At 65.1% G+C, this 24,783-nt stretch carries 24 protein-coding genes; 13 read left to right on the forward strand and 11 right to left on the reverse strand.

Features of this window, described 5'->3' with window-relative positions; genetic code table 11:
* Nucleotides 1-8 precede the first annotated feature (8 nt).
* The gene (locus BIU82_RS10400) at nt 9-1,616 is read left to right on the forward strand and encodes an LCP family protein (protein WP_070349400.1); all 1,608 of its coding nucleotides are present in this window, start codon (nt 9-11) and stop codon (nt 1,614-1,616) included.
* Nucleotides 1,617-1,706: 90 nt separating this feature from the next.
* Here BIU82_RS10400 and BIU82_RS10405 read toward each other — a convergent pair whose 3' ends face one another.
* On the reverse strand, nt 1,707-3,659 hold the full coding sequence (locus BIU82_RS10405; protein WP_070349401.1) for a M13-type metalloendopeptidase: 1,953 nt from the start codon (nt 3,657-3,659) through the stop codon (nt 1,707-1,709).
* A 249-nt stretch (nt 3,660-3,908) separates the two neighbouring features.
* Between BIU82_RS10405 and leuA the strand changes: the two genes are divergently transcribed.
* From leuA to BIU82_RS10420, 3 genes are all read left to right on the forward strand, one after another.
* A complete protein-coding gene (gene leuA / locus BIU82_RS10410; RefSeq protein ID WP_070349402.1) occupies nt 3,909-5,648 on the forward strand; it encodes a 2-isopropylmalate synthase in 1,740 nt (579 codons plus the stop codon).
* A 94-nt stretch (nt 5,649-5,742) separates the two neighbouring features.
* On the forward strand, nt 5,743-6,498 hold the full coding sequence (gene recO, locus BIU82_RS10415) for a DNA repair protein RecO (RefSeq protein WP_139146578.1): 756 nt from the start codon (nt 5,743-5,745) through the stop codon (nt 6,496-6,498).
* A gap of 2 nt (nt 6,499-6,500) precedes the next feature.
* Nucleotides 6,501-7,319: an isoprenyl transferase gene (locus BIU82_RS10420; RefSeq protein WP_070349404.1), complete on the forward strand. Its 819-nt coding sequence runs from the start codon at nt 6,501-6,503 to the stop codon at nt 7,317-7,319.
* Nucleotides 7,320-7,344: 25 nt separating this feature from the next.
* On the opposite strand, the gene BIU82_RS10425 is transcribed toward BIU82_RS10420, so the two are convergent.
* Both BIU82_RS10425 and BIU82_RS10430 read right to left on the reverse strand, forming a co-directional pair.
* Nucleotides 7,345-8,418, reverse strand: coding sequence for an alpha/beta hydrolase (locus tag BIU82_RS10425; protein ID WP_070349405.1), 1,074 nt, complete (start codon nt 8,416-8,418; stop codon nt 7,345-7,347).
* Entirely contained in the window at nt 8,415-9,419 is a 1,005-nt protein-coding gene (locus tag BIU82_RS10430; protein WP_070349406.1) for an alpha/beta hydrolase, read from the reverse strand. Before BIU82_RS10430 ends, BIU82_RS10425 begins: the two co-directional genes overlap by 4 nt.
* 115 nt (nt 9,420-9,534) lie before the next feature.
* Here BIU82_RS10430 and BIU82_RS10435 point away from each other — a divergent pair, with 115 nt between their 5' ends.
* The gene (locus tag BIU82_RS10435) at nt 9,535-10,602 is read left to right on the forward strand and encodes a quinone-dependent dihydroorotate dehydrogenase (protein ID WP_070349407.1); all 1,068 of its coding nucleotides are present in this window, start codon (nt 9,535-9,537) and stop codon (nt 10,600-10,602) included.
* Nucleotides 10,603-10,673: 71 nt separating this feature from the next.
* Here BIU82_RS10435 and BIU82_RS10440 read toward each other — a convergent pair whose 3' ends face one another.
* Nucleotides 10,674-11,267, reverse strand: coding sequence for a DUF3043 domain-containing protein (locus tag BIU82_RS10440; protein WP_070349408.1), 594 nt, complete (start codon nt 11,265-11,267; stop codon nt 10,674-10,676).
* Nucleotides 11,268-11,372: 105 nt separating this feature from the next.
* On the opposite strand from BIU82_RS10440, the gene BIU82_RS10445 reads away from it, so the two are divergent.
* From BIU82_RS10445 to BIU82_RS10465, 5 genes are all read left to right on the forward strand, one after another.
* Nucleotides 11,373-12,806 (forward strand): dipeptidase, encoded by a 1,434-nt coding sequence (locus BIU82_RS10445; protein WP_070349409.1) that lies wholly within the window; start codon nt 11,373-11,375, stop codon nt 12,804-12,806.
* Between the two features lie 151 nt (nt 12,807-12,957).
* The gene (locus tag BIU82_RS10450; RefSeq protein ID WP_070349410.1) at nt 12,958-13,335 is read left to right on the forward strand and encodes an iron-sulfur cluster assembly accessory protein; all 378 of its coding nucleotides are present in this window, start codon (nt 12,958-12,960) and stop codon (nt 13,333-13,335) included.
* Between the two features lie 181 nt (nt 13,336-13,516).
* Complete coding sequence (gene coxB, locus BIU82_RS10455) at nt 13,517-14,389, forward strand: cytochrome c oxidase subunit II (RefSeq protein WP_070349411.1); 873 nt, start codon at nt 13,517-13,519, stop codon at nt 14,387-14,389.
* Nucleotides 14,390-14,399: 10 nt separating this feature from the next.
* Nucleotides 14,400-16,118: a cytochrome c oxidase subunit I gene (gene ctaD / locus BIU82_RS10460; protein ID WP_070349412.1), complete on the forward strand. Its 1,719-nt coding sequence runs from the start codon at nt 14,400-14,402 to the stop codon at nt 16,116-16,118.
* Nucleotides 16,118-16,519 (forward strand): cytochrome c oxidase subunit 4, encoded by a 402-nt coding sequence (locus BIU82_RS10465; RefSeq protein WP_070349413.1) that lies wholly within the window; start codon nt 16,118-16,120, stop codon nt 16,517-16,519. Before ctaD ends, BIU82_RS10465 begins: the two co-directional genes overlap by 1 nt.
* Before the next feature lie 91 nt (nt 16,520-16,610).
* Here BIU82_RS10465 and BIU82_RS10470 read toward each other — a convergent pair whose 3' ends face one another.
* Nucleotides 16,611-16,904, reverse strand: coding sequence for an HPr family phosphocarrier protein (locus BIU82_RS10470; protein ID WP_070349414.1), 294 nt, complete (start codon nt 16,902-16,904; stop codon nt 16,611-16,613).
* 161 nt (nt 16,905-17,065) lie between these two features.
* Between BIU82_RS10470 and BIU82_RS10475 the strand changes: the two genes are divergently transcribed.
* Entirely contained in the window at nt 17,066-17,848 is a 783-nt protein-coding gene (locus tag BIU82_RS10475) for a GntR family transcriptional regulator (protein WP_070349415.1), read from the forward strand.
* 89 nt (nt 17,849-17,937) lie between these two features.
* Here BIU82_RS10475 and BIU82_RS10480 read toward each other — a convergent pair whose 3' ends face one another.
* The 4 genes from BIU82_RS10480 to BIU82_RS10495 form a co-directional block, all read right to left on the reverse strand.
* Entirely contained in the window at nt 17,938-19,608 is a 1,671-nt protein-coding gene (locus BIU82_RS10480; protein ID WP_070349416.1) for a cytochrome bc complex cytochrome b subunit, read from the reverse strand.
* Entirely contained in the window at nt 19,586-20,656 is a 1,071-nt protein-coding gene (locus BIU82_RS10485; RefSeq protein WP_070349417.1) for a Rieske 2Fe-2S domain-containing protein, read from the reverse strand. Before BIU82_RS10485 ends, BIU82_RS10480 begins: the two co-directional genes overlap by 23 nt.
* A gap of 99 nt (nt 20,657-20,755) precedes the next feature.
* Nucleotides 20,756-21,544 carry a c-type cytochrome gene (locus BIU82_RS10490; RefSeq protein WP_070349418.1) on the reverse strand — a complete coding sequence of 263 codons (789 nt, stop codon included), beginning with the start codon at nt 21,542-21,544 and terminating at the stop codon, nt 20,756-20,758.
* Nucleotides 21,545-21,631: 87 nt separating this feature from the next.
* Nucleotides 21,632-22,270 carry a heme-copper oxidase subunit III gene (locus tag BIU82_RS10495; protein WP_083292284.1) on the reverse strand — a complete coding sequence of 213 codons (639 nt, stop codon included), beginning with the start codon at nt 22,268-22,270 and terminating at the stop codon, nt 21,632-21,634.
* A 148-nt stretch (nt 22,271-22,418) separates the two neighbouring features.
* Between BIU82_RS10495 and trpD the strand changes: the two genes are divergently transcribed.
* On the forward strand, nt 22,419-23,477 hold the full coding sequence (gene trpD, locus BIU82_RS10500; RefSeq protein WP_070349635.1) for an anthranilate phosphoribosyltransferase: 1,059 nt from the start codon (nt 22,419-22,421) through the stop codon (nt 23,475-23,477).
* A gap of 15 nt (nt 23,478-23,492) precedes the next feature.
* On the opposite strand, the gene BIU82_RS10505 is transcribed toward trpD, so the two are convergent.
* Both BIU82_RS10505 and BIU82_RS10510 read right to left on the reverse strand, forming a co-directional pair.
* Nucleotides 23,493-23,774 carry an Lrp/AsnC ligand binding domain-containing protein gene (locus tag BIU82_RS10505; RefSeq protein ID WP_070349420.1) on the reverse strand — a complete coding sequence of 94 codons (282 nt, stop codon included), beginning with the start codon at nt 23,772-23,774 and terminating at the stop codon, nt 23,493-23,495.
* A gap of 62 nt (nt 23,775-23,836) precedes the next feature.
* Nucleotides 23,837-24,232, reverse strand: a complete 396-nt coding sequence (locus BIU82_RS10510) for a DUF3054 domain-containing protein (protein WP_070349421.1) — start codon at nt 24,230-24,232, stop codon at nt 23,837-23,839.
* A 103-nt stretch (nt 24,233-24,335) separates the two neighbouring features.
* On the opposite strand from BIU82_RS10510, the gene BIU82_RS10515 reads away from it, so the two are divergent.
* Entirely contained in the window at nt 24,336-24,713 is a 378-nt protein-coding gene (locus BIU82_RS10515) for a VOC family protein (protein WP_070349422.1), read from the forward strand.
* Nucleotides 24,714-24,783 lie beyond the last annotated feature (70 nt).

The following is a 24,783-nucleotide window of genomic DNA, read 5'->3' on the forward strand; positions in this document are numbered from 1 at the left end:
ACCGTCTAGTGCGACGTCGTGATGCGCGCGTGCAGGAAATCAGCGGGAGCGCCAAGGCTGCGCCTGCACGCCACGGAGAAAGCGGCGCCCCACGCCACATGCGGATCAGCAGGTATCCGCTGTGGATGAAAGTCAGTGCCGGAGTGATGAGCGTACTGCTGGTCGCCGGCCTGGCCTTCGCGGCGTACTGGTTCATCCGGCTGCAGTTGAATATCAACAAAGCTCCGCTGAACGCCGGCGCCCAGAAGACCGAAGGCAACATCAACGATGCCAAGGACCGCCTGCAGATCCTGATTCTCGGTTCGGATACCCGCGACGGCAAGAATTCCAAGTACGGCAGCGTCAACGACTCCACGGGCTACGGCCACTCCGACGTCATGATGCTCATGGACATCTCCGCGGACAACAAGCGGGTGAGCGTCATCAGCTTCCCGCGCGACCTGCTGGTGGACGTTCCGGAATGCACCGACCAGTCAACCAACAAGACGTTCCCCGCCCGCAGCGGCGAGATGATCAACCAGGCCATGGCAGAGGCCGGCATCGGCTGCGCCGTGGACACGGTGAACAAGCTCACCGGGCTGGAAATCGACCATTTCATGATGGCCGACTTCAACGCCGTCAAGGAGCTCTCCAAGACCGTGGGCGGTGTGTCCGTCTGCGTCAGCGATCCCATCTTCGACCCCGATTCCGGGCTGCGCCTTCCGAAGGGCACCTCCCAGGTGGAGGGCGAGCAGGCGCTTTCCTTCCTGCGGACCCGCCACGCGTTCGGCGACGGCAGCGACCTTGGCCGCATCCAGGCCCAGCAGGGCTTCCTGTCGTCCCTGGCCCGCAAGGTCAAGGACGACGGCACCTTGGGCAACCCGCAGAAACTCCTGACCATCGCGGACGTCATCACCCAGAACCTCACCGTTGACGAAGGCATGGCCAACGTCCAGTCGCTCCTGACGATCTCCTCCAGGCTGAAGGACATCGACCTTTCCAAGGTCGCGTTCATCGCCGCGCCCAACCGGCCTGCCGCCGTGGATCCCAACCGCCTCGAACTGATGCAGCCGCAGGCTTCGCAGCTGTTTGCGGCCCTGCGGGCGAACCTTGACCTCACGACGCCCGGCGCGACGTCAACGCCGAGCCCCTCGCCGACGCCGACGACGGTTCCGGCAGGCGGTCCGTCCGCCTCCGCGACGCCGCCCGGGGGCACCGCCAAGCCTCCGGTCGCTGCACCCACCACGTCTGCGCCGTCGTACGACAAGGCGCTCCAGCCGGTGACCGTGGCCGATGGCTCCGCCGTTCCCGAACACGCCCAGGAGCTGGTAACCGCCCTCGTCAAGGGCGGTTTCACCCAGGCCTCACAGTTTGCCGCCGACCCCGTCACGAAGACCACCGTCTACTACGCCGACGGATTCGAGGACGTGGCGGCCGATGTCGCCAAGCTCTTCGGCATCCCCGCCACCCAGCTGGAAGCATCCACCGCGGTCAACGGCGTGCAGTTGTACCTCGGCTCGGACTTTACCGCCGGCCTGAAGTTCGGGACCGCGTCAGTACCGGACGACGTCGTCAACCAGACGGCGGGCGACGTCAAGTGCCAGACGGCGAACCCCGCCCTGATAGTGCAGCAATAGCGCCAAGCCCACGGGCTTGGTTTGAGGGACGAAACGGCGATGGGCCGGACCTGACGGTCCGGCCCATCGCCGTTTCGGGCTGTGCCGAAGCTACCAGATGGTCACGCGCTCTCCGGGTTCGAGCCACATCCCGTCGCCCTCCACCACGCCGAAGGCCTCGTGGAACTCGCTAAGGTTCCTGACGATGGCGTTGGTGCGGAATTCGTTGGGGGAGTGCGGGTCCGTGGCAACCCTGCGGATGGCCTCCTCCGGCCGGATCACCTGGCGCCAGCCGGCAGCCCAGGACATGAAGAACCGCTGCTGCCAGGTCAGGCCGTCAATCACCGGAGCCTCTGCACCGTCCAGGCTGAGCAGGTACGCCTTGTAGGCGATGCCGAGGCCGCCAAGGTCACCGATGTTCTCGCCGAGCGTGAGTTTGCCGTTGACCTTGTGGTCCGGGGCCTCATGGGGTGCCAGGGCATCGAACTGCGCCACAAGCTTGGCGGTCAGCTTCTCGAACGCTTCGCGGTCCTCGGTGCTCCACCAGTTCCGCAGGGCGCCGCTGCCGTCGAACTGCGAACCCTGATCATCGAAGCCGTGACCGATTTCATGCCCGATGACCGCGCCAATGCCGCCATAGTTCACGGCGTCGTCGGCTTCGGCCGTGAAGAACGGCGGCTGCAGGATCGCTGCCGGGAAGACGATCTCGTTGAGCAGCGGGTGGTAGTAGGCATTGACGGTCTGGGGAGTCATAAGCCACTTATCCAGGTCCACGGGCTTGCCGACCTCGTCGAGGTGCCGGTCGACGTCGGCGTTATGGGCGCGTTCGACGTTGCCGAGGAGATCCCCGGGATCGACTTCCACGGCCGAATAGTCGATCCACTTGTCCGGGAAGCCGATCTTGGGCCGGAAGGCATCCAGCTTCTTCAGCGCCTCGACCTTCGTTTCCTCGCCCATCCAGGGCAGCGCCGTGATGCTCTGCCGGTAGGCCTCGATCAGCCGGGCGACGAGCTCCTGCATTCGGGCTTTGTGCTCGGCGGGGAAGTGCCGCTCCACATAGATCTGCCCCACAGCCTCGCCCAGGGCGGCTTCGACGACGGCGACGCCGCGCTTCCAGCGTTCCTTGTTCTGCGGAGTCCCGCTGAGGGTCGTGCCATAGAACGCGAAGTTGGCGTCCACGAATGCGGCCGAGAGGTATGGTGCGGCGGCGTTGATGACCCGGAGGGCCAGCCATTCACGCCATGCCTGCAACGGTTCGGAGGCAAGGAGTGCCGCGGCGCCTTCGAAGAAGTCCGGGGTGCTGAGCACGAGTTCGCTGTATTTGCTGCCGTCAATGGCTGCTGCCTCGAACCAGGAAGTGAAGGGCGGGAAGAGGGCGGCAGCCTCCTCGATGGTCTTCAGGTTGTAGGTCTTCTGCGGGTCGCGCAGGGTCACCTTGTCCCAGTGGTGGGAAGCAAGCGCCCGCTCCAGGTCGACAACGCGCCCGGCAGCCGCGGCGGCGTCGGGAATTCCGGCCAAGGCGAAAACACTGGCTACATAAGCGGTATAGGCCTCCACGATCGGCGCGAACTTTTCCTCGCGGTAGTAGGACTCGTCCGGCAAGCCGAGACCACCCTGGCCGGCGTACAGCAGTACGCGGTCCGGATTGCCAGCGTCCGGGGCGGGATAGATCGAGAAGAGGCCGCCGACGTCGGCGCGGAAAAGCCTCCCGCTGAGCTCCACCAAGGCGGCGGCGTCAGCCACTGCGAAGACATCGGCGAGGCGGTCACGGATGGGCTCGAAGCCCTTGGCCTCTGCCGTGGTTTCGTCCATGAAGCTGCTGTAGAGGGCGCCGATCTTGCGCTCAATGCCGCTTGCGGAGTCGCCCTTTGCCGCGGCTTCCTCGATGATCGCTTTGACTGCCAGTTCCGAGTTGTCACGCAGGGAGGTGAACGTTCCCTCCAGGGGCCGGTCGTCAGGGATCGTGGTTGAGCTGAGCCAGGCGCCGTTGACATGCCGGTAGAGGTCGTCCTGAGGCCGCACCCCGGCGTCGATGTTGGACAGTGTGATCCCGGACTGTGGCACGGAAACTCCTTCGATGACGCGTGCCGCCGGCGAAGCACCGTGGCCGCGTCTGCATAGTGGACGTTGCTTCAGGTATTGCATTGTCATCATACGCACCCGTGTTACTGTGAAATGGTGCGCGCAGGACTGCTTCTCCTTAGCTGCCGCGGCGAGGCCTCAACAGCGATCATCCGCTAGGCCAACCCTCGCTGCGGAGTTTGCTATGCCCGGCCAATCTTCCTCCAAGAATCAAAGAAAAGGCCCTTAGCCATGCGCAACGCACAAAAGCCCTCCGGTATGCCGATCCACCGCTACGTCCCTTTCCAGGACCAGATCAAGGTGGAGCTGCCGGACCGTACCTGGCCGGACAAGGTCATCACCAAGGCGCCCCGCTGGTGCGCCGTAGACCTGCGTGACGGCAATCAGGCGTTGATCGACCCCATGAGCCCGGCCCGCAAGCTGAAGATGTTCCAGCTGCTGGTGAAGATGGGCTACAAGGAAATCGAGGTCGGCTTCCCCTCGGCGTCCCAGACCGACTTCGACTTCGTCCGCCAGCTGATCGAGGGCGGGCACATCCCGGACGACGTCACCATCCAGGTCCTGACCCAGGCACGCGAGCACCTGATCGAGCGCACCTACGAATCGCTGGTCGGCGCCAAGCAGGCCATCGTGCACCTGTACAACTCCACGTCCGTGCTGCAGCGCCGCGTGGTCTTCAACCAGGACGAAGACGGCATCCTGGACATCGCCCTGCAGGGCGCCCGCCTGTGCAAGAAGTACGAGGAAACCCTCACTGACACGCACATCACCTACGAGTACTCCCCGGAATCCTTCACCGGGACCGAACTCGAGTACGCGGCCCGGGTCTGCAATGCCATCGCAGACATCTTCGAGGCTTCCGCGGACAAGCAGGTCATCATCAACCTGCCGGCCACCGTCGAAATGGCCACCCCCAACGTCTACGCCGATTCCATCGAGTGGATGAGCCGCAACCTGCACCCGCGCGAGGGCATCATCCTGTCCCTGCACCCGCACAACGACCGCGGCACCGGCGTCGCAGCTGCCGAGTTGGGCTATCTGGCGGGCGCAGACCGCATCGAAGGCTGCCTCTTCGGCAACGGCGAGCGCACGGGCAACGTAGACCTGGTCACCTTGGGCCTGAACATGTTCGTCCAGGGCGTCGACCCCATGATCGACTTCTCGGACATCGACGAAGTGCGCCGTACCGTGGAGTACTGCAACCAGCTGCCCGTCCCGGAGCGCGCTCCCTACGGTGGCGACCTGGTCTTCACCGCCTTCTCCGGCTCGCACCAGGACGCCATCAAGAAGGGCTTCGAAGCCCTCGAAAAGGACGCCGCGGCGGCGGGGAAGGCCGTGGCCGACTTCACCTGGCAGGTTCCGTACCTGCCGATCGATCCCAAGGACCTGGGACGCAGCTACGAAGCCGTCATCCGCGTCAACTCGCAGTCGGGCAAGGGCGGAGTGGCCTACCTGCTCAAGAGCGAACACAGCCTGGACCTGCCGCGCCGCGCCCAGATCGAGTTCTCCGGCGTCATCCAGCACCGCACTGACACCATGGGTGGCGAAGTCAGCGGCGCCCAGCTGTGGGCCATGTTCCAGGACGAGTACCTGCCCTCGAGCAGCGAAGACGGACAGTGGGGCCGGTACTCCCTGGGTGCCAGCCGCACGGAAACCGATGAATCCGGTGAACTGACCTTGCACGCCTCCCTGCGCATCGATGGCAAGGAAGTCGAGCGCACGGGCACCGGCAACGGTCCTATCGCGGCGCTGCTGAGCATCCTGCGCGAAGACGGTGTGGACGTCCGCGTGCTCGACTACAGCGAGCACGCCCTCTCCGAAGGCGGCAGCGCCAGTGCCGCAGCGTACGTCGAATGCGCCGTGGGGGAGCGCGTCCTGTGGGGCGTGGGCATCGACCCCAACACCAGCACGGCGGCACTGAAGGCCGTCATCTCGGCCGTAAACCGCGCCGTCCGTTCGGTCCGCGCCTAGCAGCGGCACGTTCATCGGGCCGTGCGGCGGAACATCCTTCCGCCGCACGGCCCTGCCGGGCGCCTTTGCGTCCGTCCCGGTGCGAAGATTAACTGTGGCCAACCCATCCTCCTTTGCAGCACGGTCCTACCGTGACGACGCCGTCGTGCTGCGCACCCACAAGCTGGGCGAGGCGGATCGCATCATCATCCTGCTCACCAAGCACCACGGCCAGGTCCGCGCCGTTGCCAAGGGAGTCCGCCGCACAAGCAGCCGCTTCGGTGCCCGCCTGGAACCCTTCATGGTGGCGGACCTGCAATTGATCTCCGGCCGCACCCTCGACGTCGTCACCCAGGCGGTTGCCAAAGGCGCCTACGGCACGGCGATCGCTTCCGATTACACGAGCTACACCGCGGCGGCCGCCATGGTCGAAACCGCGGAAAAGCTCAGCGATGCCGATGCCGATTCCGGCACCGCCCAATACAACCTGCTGGTGGGGGCACTGGCGTCCCTCAGCCGTTCGGCACATCCTCCCGAGCTGATCCTGGATTCGTACCTGCTGCGCGCCCTGGCCACCGGCGGGTGGGCCCCGAGTTTCACCGATTGTGCGCGTTGCGGCGCACCCGGTCCGCATGACGCCTTTTCCGCGCCCTTGGGCGGCATGGTGTGCGGCGGCTGCCGCCCCCCGGGATCGCCTGCCCCCGCCCCCGAAACTGTTACCTTGTTGGGTGCCCTGCTCACCGGAGACTGGACGACGGCGGACGCCTCCGACAGTGTCCATCGCCGTGAAGCGGCGGGCCTGGTGGCGGGCTACCTGCAGTGGCATCTTGAACGGTCCTTGAAATCCCTTAAACACGTGGAGCGTAGCTGACAGTGGCATTGTCCAAGAAGAATCCGTCGTCCCGCAGGACGAAGCCGGTGCTGGCACCGTATCCTCATCCGTCCGGAGCCGTTCCGCCGGCGATCCCTGCGGAACTTGTCCCGCAGCACGTGGCGATCGTCATGGACGGCAACGGGCGCTGGGCGAACAAGCGTGGCCTTCCGCGGATCGAGGGCCACAAGGCCGGCGAACCGGCCTTGCTGGACGTCATGGCCGGTGCCATCGAGATGGGCATCAAGTACGTCAGCGTCTACGCGTTCTCCACGGAGAACTGGCGCCGCTCGCCCGAAGAAGTCCGCTTCCTCATGGGATTTAACAAGGATGTGCTTCGACGCCAACGCAACCAACTGGACGACTGGGGCGTCCGGATCCGCTGGGCCGGTCGCCGCCCGCGGCTGTGGGGTTCCGTGATCAAGGAACTCGAAGAGGCCGAGGCGTACACCCGGAACAACGACACCTGCACGTTGACCATGTGTGTTAATTACGGCGGCCGGGCCGAGATCGCCGACGCCGTGGCAGCGATCGCCCGCGACGTCGCCGATGGCAGGCTCAAGGCTTCCTCCGTGTCGGAGAAGACCATCCAGCGGTACCTGGATGAGCCGGACCTGCCGGATGTCGATCTGTTCCTGCGAAGCTCGGGGGAGCAGCGCCTCTCCAATTTCCTGCTCTGGCAGTCGGCCTACGCCGAATTCGTCTTCATGGACACGCTCTGGCCGGACGTCGACCGACGGACGCTCTGGGACGCCGTCGAGATTTTCGCCAAACGGGACCGCCGTTACGGCGGCGCAGTGGACGCCGCGGCCCAGGCCTGATTTTTAACCCAGGCGTGCTGGGACGTCACACGGGGTATGACTCCAACCAGAGCACGAGGTCGCGGTAGGCCTGCTGCCGTACTGTCCGGCGTGAAAGAAACACGTCGTGCAAGGCGCCCGGATACCGGAAGACCGCTGTACGGCGGCCCAGGCCGAGGGCACGGCGTGCTGTTTCCTCGACGTCGATCACCGCGTCCACCCGCATGAGCTCAGCACTCCATTCGGTCTGGATCCGGGTGCGTCCGGAGAGCATGACCAGCACGGGCGCGTCGATATCGAGCTTGCGTTCGACGGCGGCGTGCCCGGCCAGGACTGCCTTGCTCCAGCCCGCGCGGATGGGGAAGGAGGCCTTGGGGCGCCACAACGGGTCCAGCGTCCACTCGCCGTGGGCGAGGCTGCTGACGCTCTCCCAGTACGCAGGCATCTCCGGCAGGCGGAACGCCCGCCTGGGATCGGTGCGTGCAAAAGGCTCAACCAGGTGCATCGCGATGCTGCGGATCAGGCTGCTTCCCTGCAGCTCCAACCACGGTGAGTTCAGGATCAGCGTGGCGATCCGGCCCGGGTGCCGGTCCGCCCACAGCGTGGCGATGAGGCCGCCGAGTGAATGGGCCAGCAGGTGGAAGACCGGCGATTCGTCGCTTCCGGTGCGCACGGCAAGGTCGTCCGTGATCGCGGACAGTGCGGCGTCGAGGTCCTCGTCGTACACGGCAAGGTCGGTGGTGTATCCGGGCGTCTGCCATTCGCGAAGGCTGCGTCCGAACTTGCGGAGATCCAGCGCGTAGAAATGGAAACCGGACGCCGCCAGGGTTTCCGCGAGCTCCTGCTGGAAGAAGTAGTCCGCCCAGCCGTGAAGATAGAGGACAACTCGCGGCGCCTTGTTCGGATGGGTCGCTTCCCGACGGATCGCGTGCCTGGTGAGTTCTGCGAAAGCATCCCTGAGCCTGTGCGGCCGCGTGTTCTCCGGCGGGGGAACGGTGTAGCGCACCAGGGTGGCGCAGACCGGCCCTTCGTCGTCATGACCGAGTCCGAGCTCCAGGGACTCGAAGTTGCTGCCAAGGAAGTCCTCCGTCCACAGGGCCTGGCCGGTTTCCGCGCTCATGAGTGGCCCCCTTCGCGGGTACCGGAACCGTCCGGTCCGGCGTCGAGGATCACGCCGCGGATCCAGCGGCCCAACCGGGCATAGGCATCCGCACGCACCGGTGGCGCCGACAGGAAAACGTCATGCAGTCCGCCGTCGACCCGTTCCAGGGTGACGCTCCGGCCCAGGGTCATGGCACGCAAAGCCATGATGTTCACGTCCAGGACCGCGTCCGAGTGCCGCATGGATTCCCTCCAGATCATTCCGTTGGCGCTGGCCCCGGAAAGCAGGACCAGGATGGGTATGTCGATGGCAAGGCCGCGGGCCACCTCGGTATGCCCGCTGAGCACCGCGCTCAGCCAGCCCGCACGCAGCGGAAACGCATACGGGGGCCGGTACTTCTCGTCCACGGACCATTCGCCTTCTGCGTTGCTGCTGATGCTGCGGTAATAGAACCCCCGCTCGGGCAGCCGGAGCACGGTGAGCGGGCGCAGGCGGGCTACCGGCGCGACCATCAACTGGGCGGCCTTGCGCACCAGGGAACTGCCATGCATTTCAAGCCAGGGGCTGTTCAGCACCAGGAACTGCACCATCCCGGGATGGCGGCTGACCCACAGGGCGGCTACGAGGCCGCCGGTCGAGTGGCCCATGAGGGTGAGCGGGAGACCGCCCTCCGGAACCTCGGAACGGATCATCCCGATGGCGGCGGCGACCTCGGCGTCGTAATCATGCAGGTGCTCCACGTAGCCGCCGGTGCTGCCGTCCTGCAGGTTCCGGCCGTGGTTGTGCATGTCCAGTGCATAGAAGCGGAACCCTTGCCGTGACCAGAACGAAGCCAGGTCCACATTGAAGAAATAGTCGCTCCACCCGTGCAGGAAGAGGACCGCACCGTTCACAGCGTTCCGGCCGGATTCGGGAACATGCCGTACGAGGGTGGCCTGCCTGGCCACACCGTCGCTGCCGCGCGCCTCAAAGCTGCAGCTTTCGAATCCGGTGCCGAGGATGTCGCCGTGCCACTCCACGGGTCCAGCTTAGACAGAAGAAGAGGCATTCGGCCCGGCTGCCGGCCGCGGACACGGGGAGGCCGGATGCCGGCTTCGGTTTGGTGGGAGGCCCTGGAGACGGAAAACTAGGGGTATGCGTGTCTACCCCACATTCTTCAAGCTGGCCTTCTCCTGGATGGATGCCGAAAAGGCCCACAAGATCGGTTTCCGGGCGATCCGGCTTGCCCACTCCTGCGGCGCCGGCCAGATCCTTGGCAAGCTGACGGCCCCGCACCCCTCCCTCCGGACCGAGGCCCTTGGCCTGAGCTTCCCGTCGCCCTTCGGCCTCGCCGCCGGTTTCGACAAGGAAGGCCACGGCATCGAGGCCCTCACCGAGCTCGGCTTCGGACACGTCGAGGTGGGAACCATCACGGGCCAGGCCCAGCCCGGCAATGACAAGCCCCGCCTGTTCCGCCTGGTCGAGGACCGGGCCGTCGTCAACCGCATGGGATTCAACAACGACGGCGCCGCCGCCGTGGCTCCGCGCCTGAAGGCCGCACGCGCGGGCCTGCAGAAAGCCCATCCGGGCGTCCGTCCGGTCATCGGCGTCAACATCGGCAAGACCAAGGTGGTTGAGCTGGAGGACGCGGTGGAAGACTACCTCGTCAGTGCACGCAGCCTGGCTCCGGCCGCGGATTACCTGGTGGTGAACGTGAGCTCGCCGAACACCCCCGGGCTTCGCCTGCTGCAGAATGTCGACACGCTTCGTCCGCTGCTCAGCGCCGTGGGGGAGGCCGCAGACCAAGCGGCCGGCCGCCACGTTCCGCTGTTGGTCAAGATCGCTCCGGACCTCAGCGATGAGGACATCGACGACGTCGCCCGGCTCGCCCTCGACCTCGGACTGGACGGGATCATCGCAACCAACACCACCATCGGCCGCGAAGGCCTCACTTCGGATCCGGGCAAGGTGGAGGCCTGTGGCGCCGGCGGGCTCTCGGGTGCGCCGCTGAAGCAGCGGTCGCTCGAGGTACTCAAGCGGCTCAAAGCCGCCGTCGGGGAGCGGCTGGTGCTGATCGCCGTCGGCGGTGTGGAAACTGCGGCGGACGTCCAGGAACGCCTGGACGCCGGCGCCACCCTCGTACAGGGCTACACGGCCTTCCTTTACGAAGGGCCGTTCTGGGCCGCCCGCATCAATAAGGGCCTGGCCAAGGCCCGGCGCTAAAAGCTCCGATACGCAAAGAAGGACCCCGGAACTCATGTTCCGGGGTCCTTCTACGTCTTGGCGGCTCCGCGCTAGGACGGGTACTCGCCGCGGCTGACCAGCGGCTTCGGCAGGCGCAGCTTGCGGAACTGCAGGGAGCGCATGCTGCCGTACCAGACCGTGCCACGTTCGATCTCGCCGAACTTCGCGGCGAGGGCCTTGCGAAGCTTGCGGGAGAGGATGAAGACGTCCACGAAGACGGCCAGGAACATGACCCAGAACGCCACGAGCACGTAGGTCAGCGCGTCGCTGGACTGCGGAATGATGAAGGAAACCACCACGAAGGCCAGGGCACCGAACATCAGGTACTCGCCGAGGTTGAAACGGGCGTCGACGAAGTCGCGGGCGAAACGCTTCTGCGGACCCTTGTCGCGCAACGGCAGGTATCGTTCGTCACCGGTGTCCAGGGCCTGGCGCATGCGCAGCCGCTGCTCCTGGATGGCGGCCCGCTCGGCTTCCTTCGAAGCCTTCCGGTCCGTCGGGACCAACGGGCGCTTGCGGGCGGCCTCCTGGTCCTTGCGCTTGGGTGTGGGCGCGCCCTTGCCCGGTCCCTTGGCCGCGGCATCGGCGGCAAGCTGATCTACTGAGTCCTGAGCGCTGGGCTCTTCCTTTTTACGTCCAAACACCAGTACAGAATACCGGTCTGCGAGTGACCGGGGCGACACCGCGCTGCGCGAGGCTGCCCGGGCGTCCGGTACCGCCGTCGGCTACCCGGCGGTAGTGTTTTCGCCATGACTTCCCTTCACGCGGAGACCCCGCAGAACCAGTCCGGCACATCCGGCGCCGTTGACGCCGCCGCCCTGAAGGCCGCCGTCGACGCGTCCTTCGAGCAAACGCTGGAACGACTCAAGGCACTCGTCGCCATCCCCGGCATCGCCTGGAGCAGCTTCGACCCCGCAGAACTGGACCGCAGCGCAGAAGCCGTCGCCTCGCTTGTCCGTGAAGCCGGCTTCGCCGACGCACAGATCCTGCGCTGCGACAAGGAGGATGGAACGCCGGGCGGCCCCGCCGTCGTGGCCAGCCGTCCCGCGGCGCCGGGCAAGGCGACCATCCTGCTGTACGCCCACCACGATGTGCAGCCTCCAGGGGACCGCGCGCTGTGGGATTCGGAGCCCTTTGCCGCCGAAGAACGCGACGGCCGCCTGTACGGCCGCGGTGCCGCGGACGACAAAGCCGGCATCATGGCCCACCTCGCTGCGTTCGCGGCCGTGAGCGAGGTCCTCGGCGACAGCTTCGGACTGGGCGTCACCCTCTTCTTCGAAGGCGAGGAGGAAGCCGGTTCGCCCACCTTCCGGACCTTCCTGGAAACCCATCGGGAGCTCCTGCGGGCCGATGTGATCGTGGTGGCCGACTCGAGCAACTGGAAGGTCGGCGTGCCCGCCTTGACCACCAGCCTGCGCGGCCTGGTGGACGGCACCTTCGAGGTCCGCGTGCTCGACCACGCCGTGCACTCCGGCATGTTCGGCGGCCCGGTCCTGGATGCGCCCACCGTCCTTGCGCGGCTGATCGCCACGCTGCATGACGACACCGGGAACGTCGCCGTGCCCGGCCTGCTCGCCAAGGACGAAGTGCAGGTGGACCTGGACGAGGCCCAGTTCCGTGCCGATGCCTCAGTGCTCGACGGCGTCCGGCTGGCCGGGAGCGGCAGCATCGCTTCGCGTTTGTGGACCAAGCCGGCGCTCTCGATCATCGGCATCGACGCCCCTGCAGTCGACGTCGCATCGAACACGCTGCTTCCTGCCGCCCGTGCGAAGTTCAGCCTGCGGTTGGCCCCGGGCCAGGATCCGGAAGCCGCCATGGCCGCCGTCGAAAGCCATCTCACCGCCAACGTGCCGTTCGGCGCGAAACTCACTTTCACGCCGGGGGAGCGGGGCAGCGCCTTCGCCACGGATACTTCCTCGGCCTCGGCCCGGATCGCCATGTGGGCACTTGGTGAGGCATGGGGTGTTCCCGCGGTGGAGATGGGGATCGGCGGCTCGATTCCCTTCATTGCAGACCTCACCGAGGTGTACCCGGACGTGCAGATCCTCGTCACAGGAGTCGAGGATCCGGACTCCCGCGCACACAGCGCCAATGAATCCCTGCACATCGAGGACTTCCGGCGCGCTGTGCTTGCGGAGGCCCTGATGCTGGCGCAGCTGGATTCCACCGGCCTGGGCGGCTGACGGGAACAAGCGAAGGCGCCCGCTGGTTACGGTTGGAGTTATAGCTATGCGTCCATGCGACGTAGCATTGAGCTGTAACCCGAATGCAAGTGGGTAAGGGCATGCGGCGCCCCCGCGCCGCATGCCGCAAGCGTCATAGTTAGGTAGGCCAATGAGCACCGCAACAAACGAAAACACCACCGCAACCAGCGGGGAACTTCCTGTGCACGGCGTGAATCTCACCGACGTCGCTGCCGGCAAGGTCCGCAGCCTCCTCGAACAGGAAGGCCGCACCGACCTGCGCCTGCGCGTGGCAGTCCAGCCGGGCGGCTGCTCGGGCCTGATCTACCAGCTTTACTTCGACGAGCGCCTGCTCGACGGCGACTCCGTCCGCGACTACGACGGCGTTGAGGTCGTCGTGGACAAGATGAGCGTGCCGTACCTTGACGGTGCCAGCATCGACTTCGAAGACACCATTTCGAAGCAGGGCTTCACGATCGACAACCCCAACGCCGGCGGCTCCTGCGCCTGCGGCGATTCGTTCCACTAAGCAGGGGAGCGGCCGCTACGTGGCAGTGCGGAGGACAGCCTTGCAGCTGTTCCGACGCACTGCCGCGCCATGTCAGCGAAAACCCCTGCATAGCGGTAAGCTCTACATCGGGTAGTAAAACTTAGTGTGCCCGGCGTGCCTTTGGCCTGCCGGGCTGCAGCAACAAGAGGAAGGGCCGTCTGTGAGTTCGCAGAACCGAACCGGCAGCCGACGCACAAAGATCACTTCGATCACTGGCTTGGCACTAGCCGGCGCGTTGGTTTTGACCGGATGTTCGTCAGAGGTTGAGAAGGGTTGGCTCCCCACTGAACGGGGCACCACCAACCACACCGACCGCATCATGGACCTCTGGGTCAACTCATGGATCGCGGCCCTCGCGGTCGGCATCATCACCTGGGGCCTGCTGGTCTGGTGCATCATTGCCTACCGCCGCCGCAAGGGCACCGTCGGGTTCCCGCGCCAGCTCAGCTACAACCTCCCCCTGGAGGTCTTCTACCTGACGATCCCGCTGTTCATGATCCTGGTGTTCTTCTACTTCACCGACCGTGACCAGCAGGCCATCGATGACCGCTCCAAGCCGGCAGACGTCGTCGTCGACGTCCGCGGCAAGCAGTGGGCCTGGGACTTCAACTACAAGAAGGGCTCCGTGGTCAGCGAAGACCTGCACGAAGCCGGTGTCCAGGCACACCTCACGGGCAACACCATCGACAAGGAGAAGCTGCCCACCCTGTACCTGCCGGTCGGCAAGTCCGTCGATCTGGAGCTCAACGCCCGCGACGTCATCCACTCCTTCTGGGTCCCCGCCTTCCTGCAGAAGCGCGACATGATCCCGGGCAAGACCAACTACATCCGGTTGACCCCCACCAAGGAGGGCACCTACGACGGCAAGTGCGCCGAACTCTGCGGTGAATACCACTCCGAGATGCTCTTCCGCGTCAAGGTTGTCTCCGAGGCCGAATTCAAGGCCCACATGGAGAAGCTGCGCCAGGAGGGCAACACGGGCCTTCTCGACGAGAAGTACGACCGCAACCCGAACCTGAACGAAATTAAGTAAGGGAAGCGACGTGTCTACCTACACCCAACCTGCCGGAGTCCTCGAGGCTCCCGTCGTTCCGAAATCCAAGGGACGCATCGTCGTCAACTGGATCACCTCCACGGACCACAAGACCATCGGGTACATGTACCTGATTGCCTCCTTCGTGTTCTTCTGCCTCGGCGGCGTCATGGCGCTGCTGATCCGCGCAGAGCTCTTCGAGCCGGGCATGCAGATCCTGCAGACCAAGGAGCAGTACAACCAGCTGTTCACCATGCACGGCACGGTGATGCTGCTGATGTTCGCAACCCCGCTCTTCGCGGGCTTCGCGAACGTCATCATGCCGCTCCAGATCGGTGCTCCCGACGTCGCCTTCCCGCGACTGAACGCCCTGGCCTTCTGGTTCTTCCTCTTCGGATCCACCATCGCCGTCTCCGGCTTCATCACCCCGCAGGGTGCCGCCTCCTTCGGCTGGTTCGCCTACGCGCCGCTGTCGAACACCACCTTCAGCCCCGGCGTCGGCGGTGACCTCTGGGTCTTCGGCCTCGGCCTCTCCGGCTTCGGCACCATCCTCGGTGCGGTCAACTTCATCACCACGATCATCTGCATGCGTGCCCCGGGCATGACCATGTGGCGCATGCCGATCTTCACCTGGAACACCCTCGTCACGGCCATCCTGGTCCTGATGGCGTTCCCGCCGCTGGCAGCCGCCCTGTTCGCGCTCGGTGCCGACCGCCGCTTCGGTGCACACATCTTCGATCCGGAAAACGGCGGTGCCGTCCTCTGGCAGCACCTCTTCTGGTTCTTCGGCCACCCTGAGGTGTACATCATCGCCCTGCCGTTCTTCGGCATCGTTTCCGAGATCTTCCCGGTCTTCAGCCGCAAACCGATCTTCGGTTACAAGGGCCTGGTCTACGCGACCATCGCCATCGCCGCCCTCTCGGTCACCGTGTGGGCCCACCACATGTACGTCACCGGCTCGGTCCTGCTGCCGTTCTTCGCCTTCATGACGATGCTCATCGCAGTGCCCACCGGCGTGAAGTTCTTCAACTGGATCGGTACCCTCTGGCAGGGTTCCATCACCTTCGAGACTCCGATGCTCTGGAGCATCGGCTTCCTGGTGACCTTCCTCTTCGGCGGCCTGACCGGCATCATCCTGTCCTCCCCGCCGCTGGACTTCCACGTCTCCGACTCCTACTTCGTGGTGGCACACTTCCACTACGTGGTGTTCGGTACCGTCGTGTTCGCCATGTTCGCAGGCTTCTACTTCTGGTGGCCCAAGTGGACCGGCAAGATGCTCAACGAACGCCTCGGCAAGATCCACTTCTGGCTCCTGTTCCTCGGCTTCCACGGCACCTTCCTCATCCAGCACTGGCTCGGCGTCGAGGGCATGCCCCGCCGTTACGCCGACTACCTGGTGGAAGACAACTTCACGTGGATGAACCAGTTCTCCACGATCTCCTCCTTCGTCCTGGGCGCCTCCCTGCTGCCGTTCTTCTGGAACGTGTACATCACCTGGCGCAGCGACAAGAAGGTGGAAGTGGACGATCCGTGGGGCTTCGGCGCCTCCCTGGAGTGGGCAACTTCCTGCCCGCCGCCGCGCCACAACTTCACCTCGCTCCCGCGTATCCGTTCGGAACGTCCGGCTCTCGATCTGCACCACCCGGAGCTGTCGCAGGCCCACACGGTCCAGTCCCCGGAACCCGCAGCTGAACTGCTGGGCAACGCTGATCAGAAGGACGTCCGCTAGTGAAAATCGAATCGTGGCTCTTCGGAGCCGGAGTCTTCTTCTTCGTCCCCGTCTCGCTTGCCTACGGCTTCCTGACCAACTGGTCAGAGTGGGTCGGCATCCTGGGCATCCTCCTGGTCGGCGGCCTCGCCGGCATGATCGGCGCGTACCTGGGCTTCACCGGCAAGCGGATCGGCCTGCGTCCTGAGGACCGCCCCGACGCCGAAATCCATGAGGGTGCCGGCGAGCAGGGCCACTTCAGCCCGTGGAGCTGGTGGCCGCTGGTCCTCGGCCTCGCCTGCGCCGGTGGCTTCCTCGGCCTGGCGGTCGGCTTCTGGATTGTGTTCGTCGCGGCCGGCCTGGCGCTCGTCGCCCTGGTTGGCTGGGTGTTTGAATACAGCCGCGGCGACCACGCCCACTAAGTAACCGCAGTACGACGACGGCGGCCCTCACCGAAAGGTGAGGGCCGCCGTCGTCGTATTGTCCGCCGTGCCCGTGGTGCGGCATATAAGCCTAGCGGGCGTCAGGAGCCTCCAGGAGCGCCGCGAGGGCTGCCAGCGCGTCATCGACCTCCTTCAGGGTCCGGTCGGACGGCAGAGCGTCGACAGTGACGTCGAGGACCACTTCGCAACCGTGGGCGAAGTCTTCGGTCATGACCTCGAGCAAAGAGCGGGCGTCGACGGCGGCATGGCCGGGTTTGCGGATGGTGACCGGAAGTCCCGTTGCTGTCACCGCCCGGACGAACACGGCAGCCGCACGTGCATGAAGGCCGATCTCCGCGGCGACTGTTGCTTTGTGCTCGGGCAAACCGGCTCCTTTGCTCTGGCGGTGCAGGCCCGCCCGGTGAAAATGATCCTTAAAAGCTTAACGCAGCGTAGCCCGTCCCAAGGCCCGGCAGGGGCGCCACAGCTGGCAAGTCGCCTACGCTTGTCTTATGGAAATTCCCGCTTACGCATCACCGGTGTGCTGTGCCCGCTGATGCGTCGAAGATCGCCGGCGAAATCGATCGCAGCAGCGGCGTTCCCATCTATGTCCAGCTGCGGGAGATCCTGCGCGCCTTCATTACCGATTCATGCCGCCCTGGCGCCGCCCTTCCATCCGAACGCGATCTGTCGGAGAGGTTCGGCCTTGCCCGCATGACCGTACGACAGGCCATCGACGCGCTGGTGGGGGAGGAGATTATCGAGCGGGTTGTTGGCTTGGGCACGTTCGTACGAAAGCCGAAACTGGACCTCCAGGTGAAACTGACCTCGTACAGCGAGGAAATGCAGCGCCGTGGCATGGTCCCTGCGGCGAAGGTGCTCAGCTTCGAACAGATCGCCGCCAGCGCTTTCCTTGCCCGCGAACTCCAGCTCGAGGAGGGCACGCCTGTGGTGCGCTTCCGCCGCCTTCTGCTGGCCGACAACGAGCCCATGAGCGTGGACGAGAACTTCATCCCGGCCCACCGCGTCCCGGGCTTCCTGGACGAAGCTCCGCCCACCTCGCTCTACAACGTCCTGAGTGAACGGTACGGCCTGGTGATGGAGTGGGGCGAGGACATGATCGAGGCGACCGCCGCCTCGCCCTCAACCGCCCGCCTGCTGAATGTCGATGTCGGTTCGCCCCTGCTGAAGATCCAGCGCCACGCTTTTGTGGCCAGGGCGATGGTGGACTACTCGGTGTCCTACTACCGGGCCGACCGGTACAAGCTGTGGGTGCCGCTGCAGCGACCAGGCGTGCGGCCCACGAGGGGCCAGCGGACCGGTTACTGAACCGCCTTCGCGGCCTGGCCACCGGCAACTGCTTCCAGACATAAGAAGGGCCCCGTCCATGCGGACGGGGCCCTTCTTTGCAAGCCGTCTTAGTGGCTCAGGCTCTTCTGTTCAGTGCCTTCGATTGCTTCGTGGTGGCCGTGCGAGTGCGCGGCTTCCACTTCGGCGGGCGTTGCCGGGGCAACGCGGTCCTCGAAGAACCACTTGGAGAGCGCGGCGCGGCGCTTTTCCTTGCGGGTGACCACGCCATGCTCGTTCGGCTGGGCCGGGATCGGGGCGGGGGACTCGAAGCCAACCAGCTTGTACTGCTTGTACTCGTCCAGCGGAGCGTGGACCTCGATGAATTCGCCGTGCGGCAGGCGAACGATGCGTCCCGTTTCGCGGCCGTGCAGCGAGATCTCGCGGTCCTTGCGCTGAAGAGCGAGGGCCACGCGCTTCGTGACAACGAAAGCGATGATCGGGCCGACAAAGAACAGCGCACGCAGCCAGTAGGTCACGTCGTTCAGGGAGACCATGAAGTGGGTGGCGATGAGGTCGGAACCTGCAGCGGCCCACATGACGCAGTACCAGGTGAAGCCGGCGACGCCGATCGCGGTGCGGGTCGGGGCGTTGCGCGGACGGTCCAGGACGTGGTGTTCGCGGTTGTCCTTGGTGATCCAGCGTTCGATCCACGGGTAGGTGAACAGGACCGTGAAGATGATGCCTGCGGGCACGAGTGCCGGGAGCAGGACGTTCAGGGTCAGTGTCTGGCCGAAGATGACGTACTCGAAGTGGAAGTCGTTGACCACGCCGGGCATGAGGCGCAGGGCGCCGTCGACGAAGCCGATGTACCAGTCAGGCTGGGTACCGGCGGACACCGGGGAGGGGTCGTACGGGCCGTAGTTCCAGATCGGGTTGATCGTGAAGGCCGCGGCCATCAGGGCGATCACACCGAAGACGATGAAGAAGAAGCCACCGGCCTTGGCCGCGTAAACCGGGCCGAGCGGGTAACCGACAACGTTGCCGTCGTTACGGCCGGGACCGGGGTACTGGGTGTGCTTGTGGACCACAACCATGAACAGGTGGATCACGATCATCAGGAGGATGAGTGCCGGAACCAGCAGGATGTGCAGCACGTACAGGCGGCCGATGATGGCCGTACCCGGGAATTCACCGCCGAAGAGGAAGAACGAGATGTACGTTCCGACCACCGGGATGGACTTGATCACGCCGTCGATGATGCGCAGGCCGTTGCCGGACAGCAGGTCATCGGGGAGGGAGTAGCCGGTGAAGCCGGCAGCCATGGCGAGGATCAGCAGGACGCCGCCGACAACCCAGTTCATTTCACGGGGCTTGCGGAAAGCGCCGGTGAAGAACACGCGCAGCATGTGGACACCAAGGGAGGCCACGAAGAGCAGGGCTGCCCAGTGGTGTACCTGGCGCATGAACAGACCGCCGCGGACATCGAAGGAGATGTTCAGCGAGGAGTTGTAGGCCACGGACATTTCGACGTTGTACAGCGGGGTGTAGGAACCCTGGTAATGGGTTTCCGCCATGGACGGGTCGAAGAAGAATGTCAGGAAGGTACCCGACATCAGGAGGATGACGAAGGAATACAGCGCCACCTCACCGAACATGAAGGACCAGTGGTCGGGGAAGACCTTCCGGCCGAACTCACGCAGGATTCCGGAACCGCCGACGCGCTCGTCAACGAAGTCCGTAAAGCGGCCTACTTTGGTCTTGGCGACGAAGGGGGCTTCAGCTGTTGATGCGGCGCTCATGCTCGTCACGCTCCCAGTAACTCGGTCCTACAGGTTCTTTGAAGTCGCTCGTGGCGACGAGGTAGCCCTCAGCGTCAACTGCGATAGGCAGCTGGGGGAGCGGGCGGCTGGCCGGGCCGAAGATGACCTTGCATTCCTGGGTCAGGTCGAAGGTCGACTGGTGGCAGGGGCACAGCAGGTGGTGGGTCTGCTGCTCGTAGAGGGCAACAGGGCAACCGACGTGGGTGCAGATCTTGGAGTAGGCAACGATGCCGTTGTAGCTCCAGTCCTCGCGTCCCGGGGTGATCTTCAGGGAGTCCGGGTTCAGGCGCATGAGCAGGACGACGGCCTTGGCCTTTTCGTTCAGCTTGCCTTCGTGGAGCTCGTTGAGGCCTTCCGGGATGACGTGGAATGCCGAGCCGATGGTGACGTCCGATGCCTTGATCGGGGTGCCGTCGGGATCACGGGTGAGGCGCTTGAGCTTGCCGTCCTTCGGGGCCCACATGGTGTGTGCGAGCTTGTCGTCCGGACGGGGACCGAGGTCACCGAAGACAGCGATGGCCGGCAGCGGAGCCAGTGCAACAGCACCCAGGAGGGTGTTGCGGATCAGCGGACGGCGCTTGATGCCGGTTTCCTCGACGATGTCGTCCACGATGCGTACCGCAGCCTGGCGGTCTTCCTCGGTGCGGATTGCGTGGCGCTCTTCGGAGACCTCGTGGTCCGGCATGAGGGCCTTGGCCCAGTGGACAATGCCCGTACCGATGCCGAGCATCGCGAAGGCGGTGCCCAGGCCCAGCAGCAGGTTCTGGTTGCGGATCGTGGCGATCGTGGAGTCGACGCCGAGATCGATGGCGAAATACGCGCCAAGGAAGATCAAGGTGCCGACAATGGAAACGCCAAACAGAATGGCTACCTGACGCTCGGCTCGCTTCGCGGCCTTCGGGTCCGTGTCAGCCAGGCGCAAACGATGCGGAGGAAGTCCAGGATCCTGGAACTTCTCCACGTCATTCTGACCAGCCGTAGCTACGGTGCCCGAGTGGTTCGGACTGCCGTCACTATGGTTGCCCATAATTCGCCTCATCCTTCTCTCGTTGTCCCGGCATGTGCCGGGGGGATTTTCAATTCAAAGCTGCTGCGCGCACGCAGCAGAAGTTCCTGGACGCGCCGCTTAGGACGTGCGGGAGGTGAGCCAGATGGTGAACGCGATGATCACACCGAGGCCTGCGACCCACACGAAGAGGCCTTCGGCAACCGGGCCAAGCGAACCGAGGTCGGCGCCGCCCGGCGAGCCGTTGGCTTCGATCTTCTTCAGGAAGGAGATGATGTCGCGCTTGCCCTCGGGGGAGATGTTGGCGTCGTTGAAGACGGGCATGTTCTGCGGGCCGGTGACCATGGCTTCGTAGATGTGCTTGCCGCTGACGTCGGCCAGGGCCGGGGCGAACTTGCCGCGGGTCAGGGCGCCGCCTGCTGCTGCGGCGTTGTGGCACATTGCGCAGTTGACGCGGAAGAGCTCGCCGCCTTCGGCAGCGTTGCCCTTTTCGTCGAGCAGGTGCTCTTCGGGGATGGCCGGGCCGGCGCCGAGGGAGGCGACGTAGGCGGAAAGCTGGTGCGTCTGGTCTTCGTTGAACTGCAGCGGCTTCTTCTGGGCCTGGGGGCCGTTCATCTGCATGGGCATACGGCCGGTGCCAACCTGGAAGTCAACCGCAGCTGCACCAACACCGACCAGCGAGGGGCCGTCCTTGGTGCCGCTGGCGCCCATGCCGTGGCAGGTGGCGCAGTTGGCCTCGAACAGCTTCTTACCCTCTTCGGTGTCGCTTGCACTGAAGGTCGTGGTTTCTGCCTTGGCCTGGTTGACCGTCGTGGCGACGGCGTACAGCCCACCAGTGAGGAGGAGGCCCATCAGCAGCAGCGCAATGGCTGCCAGTGGGTGACGTCGCTTCTGCGAGAGTGCCTTCACGTGGTGGTTCCTTAATTCGATCCTGCGTCGGCTCGGGGAGCCGCTTCTTTGTTGTTCAGGTCCTTGGGCGGCAAGGACCAAGCCTTGCTACTTGAGGACGTAGATGACCAGGAAGAGGCCGATCCACACAACGTCCACGAAGTGCCAGTAGTAGGAGGTGACAATCGCCGAAGTGGCTTCGAAGTGCCCGAACTTCTTGGCGGCAAAGGCGCGGCCGATGATGAAGAGGAAGGCGATGAGGCCGCCGATGACGTGCAGGCCGTGGAAGCCGGTGGTCATGTAGAAGGCGGAGCCGTAGGCGTTGGAAGACAGGGAGACGTGCTCGGAGACGAGCATGGCGTATTCCATGGTCTGACCGGCGACGAAGAACGCGCCCATAAGGAAGGTGAGGACGAACCATTCGTTCATGCCCCAGCGGCTGATCTGGAAAACTCCGCCACGGCGGCGCGGCTCGAGGCGTTCCGCGGCGAAAACACCCATCTGGCAGGTAAAGGAGCTTGCTACCAGGACGATGGTGTTCACGAGCGCAAACGGGAAGTTGAGCTTGGCGGTCTCTTCAGCCCACATCTCTCCGGAAGTGGAGCGCAGGGTGAAGTACATGGCAAAGAGGCCGGCGAAGAACATCAACTCACTGGACAGCCAAACAACGGTTCCAACAGAAACCAGATTGGGGCGGTTCAGCGTCGGGTGCGCCGGGGTACTGGGGGCATGGGTCGCAGATGTCACAAGGACATTATGTCTGTAAAAGTCCTGAGTTCCCAACGCGAACCGCCTTTTGGGAGCACTTTTTCTACAAACACGCGAAATCGCGCGGAAAAGTTCCCGCCGTCTTTCACATTGGTCATCGGCCGGTCCCGCTCGCTAGCATCAAGTGGTGACTTCACCGGCATCCGCGCAGCAGGCAAGCAACTCCTGGCCAGGCCTCATTTCCGCCCTGATCAGGAAACAGGATCTCTCTTTGGAGAACACGGCGTGGGCGATGAACACGATCATGTCCGGGGAGGCGACTCCGGCGCAGATCGCCGGCTTCCTCGTTGCCTTGCGCGCCAAGGGCGAAACCGTGGAGGAAGTGACCGGCCTGGTCGAGGCGATGCTCGCCAATGCCAATCCCGTGTCGATTCCGGGGGAGAAGCTGGACATCGTCGGCACCGGTGGTGACCAACTTAACACCGTCAACATTTCGACGATGGCTGCGCTTGTTGCGGCCGGCGCCGGGGCGAGGGTCGTCAAGCACGGCAACCGCGCGGCGTCGTCCTCTTCCGGCTCGGCGGACGTGCTGGAAGCGCTCGGCGTCCGCCTTGACCTGCCGATCGACCGTGTGGCGCGCAACGCCGAAGAGGCGGGCATCACCTTCTGCTTCGCCCAGGTCTTCCACCCGTCCTTCCGGCACACCGCGGTACCCCGCAAGGAACTGGGCATCCCCACCGCCTTCAACTTCCTCGGCCCCATGACCAACCCTGCCCGCGTTCAGGCGTCCGCGGTGGGCGTCGCGAACGCCGCGATGGCTCCGCTGGTGGCCGGCGTGCTCGCGCGGCGGGGGAGCAGGGGGCTCGTCTTCCGCGGTGAGGACGGCCTCGATGAATTGACGACGACGGGCCCCTCCACCGTATGGGAGATCCGCGACGGCGAGGTCCGCGAACAGAGCTTCTCCCCCCTTGAGCTGGGAATCGCGGTCTCGACCGTGGACGAACTGAAGGGCGGCGACGCGAAGGCGAATGCCGCCGTCGTACGCGATGTCCTGGGAGGTGCGCCGGGCCCCGTGCGGGACGCCGTGCTGCTCAACGCCGCCGCCGGCCTGGTGGCGTTCGCCGAAACGGCGGAAGGAAGCCTGGTCGAGCGGATGGCCGATGCCTATAAGCGGGCCGGCGAATCGATCGATTCCGGCGCGGCCGCGAAGGTCCTGGAGACTTGGATCGGGCTCAGCCAGGGCTAAGCCCGATCCCGGGAGCTACTGTTCGAAACCGAGGGAGAACGCGGCGTCGAGGTCGTGCTGCGAGTATGCGCGGAAGGCGATGTGCGTGGTGGTGTGCACCACCGCCGGAACCTTCGACAGGCGGTCGGCGATGACATCGGCAAGTTCTTCGTGCTTGGCCACGCGTGCCACCGCGATAAGGTCCCACTCACCGGTGACGGAGTAGACCTCACTGATGCCCTGGATCGCGGAAATCTCCTCGGCTGTCTCCGGGATGCGGGAAGCGTCGGTCTTGATCAGGACAAAGGCAGTGATCACTGGTGGGCCTTTCCTCGGGATTGCTGCGGGCAGCTGACGGTCGTTGCAAGCCTACTGGCCGCCTACCGCTTCGTGGAACTCCGCAGCCGCAAAGCCAGCGCCCACAGGAGCCGGTAGCCGAGCAGGAAAACGGCCAGCGTGATCAGTGCGACGATGACGAACGCGGGGGCGGCGGTATGTCCGCTGGCGAGGCGCAGCAGCATGCCGCCGGCAACCGCCGCAATCCATACGACGACGCCGGCCGGCCATGCTGCCAGCGGGGCACGCCATGCGCGGGCTACCAGCCAGCCCGCGGCGGCTCCCGCGAGGAACGGCCAGGCGGTTTCGAGGACTCCTGCCAAGGATTCGCCGCGCTGATGGGTGTCGCGGCCGATTGCCGCGAAGAGCAGGACCAGTGCTGCATCCAGGACGGCGGCAGCGATGACGGGCACGGGAAAGGCGCGGGAATCGGAAACCATGCCCCGACACTATCCCCGGCCCTGTGCCCTCGCCGAATTCCGGAATGCCTTGAAGCCGGCGGGCCAAGGAGGCACCATGGCTGCAGACATGAGGGGAGCACGCATGAAACTGGTCCAGATCGCGCAACGTGCCGTGGATCTTGAGCGGGCAACGGCCTTCTACTCCCGCTTGCTGGGCCAGGAACCAGCCGCACGTTTCGATCCTCCGGGACTGGTGTTCTTCGATCTCGGCGGGGTCAGGCTCCTGCTTGAACGCGGCGCGCCATCCGCCCTGCTTTACCTCGAGCAGCCGGCACTGGCAGAGACCGTCGCCCGGCTCGAGGCCGACGGGGTCCGGATAATTTCCGGGCCGCAGCTGGTCTTCACCCATCCGGACGCAACCCTCGGCCCCGCAGGCACGGAGGAATGGATGGCGTTCATCGAGGACAGCGAAGGCAATACCGTGGCGCTTGTGGCGCATATGCAGCCGGCGGGGGATTGAACCGTTGTCACGGAGGGCCGCGCCGACTAGCCTCGGTGCGGGGGCTCAAAGAGCCGCCCTCGAATGGGAG

Origin of the sequence: Arthrobacter sp. SW1 (assembly GCF_001766675.1) — a bacterium.
GTDB lineage: Bacteria > Actinomycetota > Actinomycetes > Actinomycetales > Micrococcaceae > Arthrobacter.

Coding starts and splice junctions, on each gene's coding strand:
- leuA (WP_070349402.1), top strand. CDS start 3,909: ATGCGCAACGCACAAAAGCCCTCCGGTATGCCGATCCACCGCTACGTC.
- BIU82_RS10425 (WP_070349405.1), bottom strand. CDS start 8,418: ATGAGCGCGGAAACCGGCCAGGCCCTGTGGACGGAGGACTTCCTTGGC.
- BIU82_RS10435 (WP_070349407.1), top strand. CDS start 9,535: ATGCGTGTCTACCCCACATTCTTCAAGCTGGCCTTCTCCTGGATGGAT.
- BIU82_RS10445 (WP_070349409.1), top strand. CDS start 11,373: ATGACTTCCCTTCACGCGGAGACCCCGCAGAACCAGTCCGGCACATCC.
- BIU82_RS10450 (WP_070349410.1), top strand. CDS start 12,958: ATGAGCACCGCAACAAACGAAAACACCACCGCAACCAGCGGGGAACTT.
- BIU82_RS10480 (WP_070349416.1), bottom strand. CDS start 19,608: ATGAGCGCCGCATCAACAGCTGAAGCCCCCTTCGTCGCCAAGACCAAA.
- BIU82_RS10485 (WP_070349417.1), bottom strand. CDS start 20,656: ATGGGCAACCATAGTGACGGCAGTCCGAACCACTCGGGCACCGTAGCT.
- BIU82_RS10510 (WP_070349421.1), bottom strand. CDS start 24,232: ATGGTTTCCGATTCCCGCGCCTTTCCCGTGCCCGTCATCGCTGCCGCC.
- BIU82_RS10515 (WP_070349422.1), top strand. CDS start 24,336: ATGAAACTGGTCCAGATCGCGCAACGTGCCGTGGATCTTGAGCGGGCA.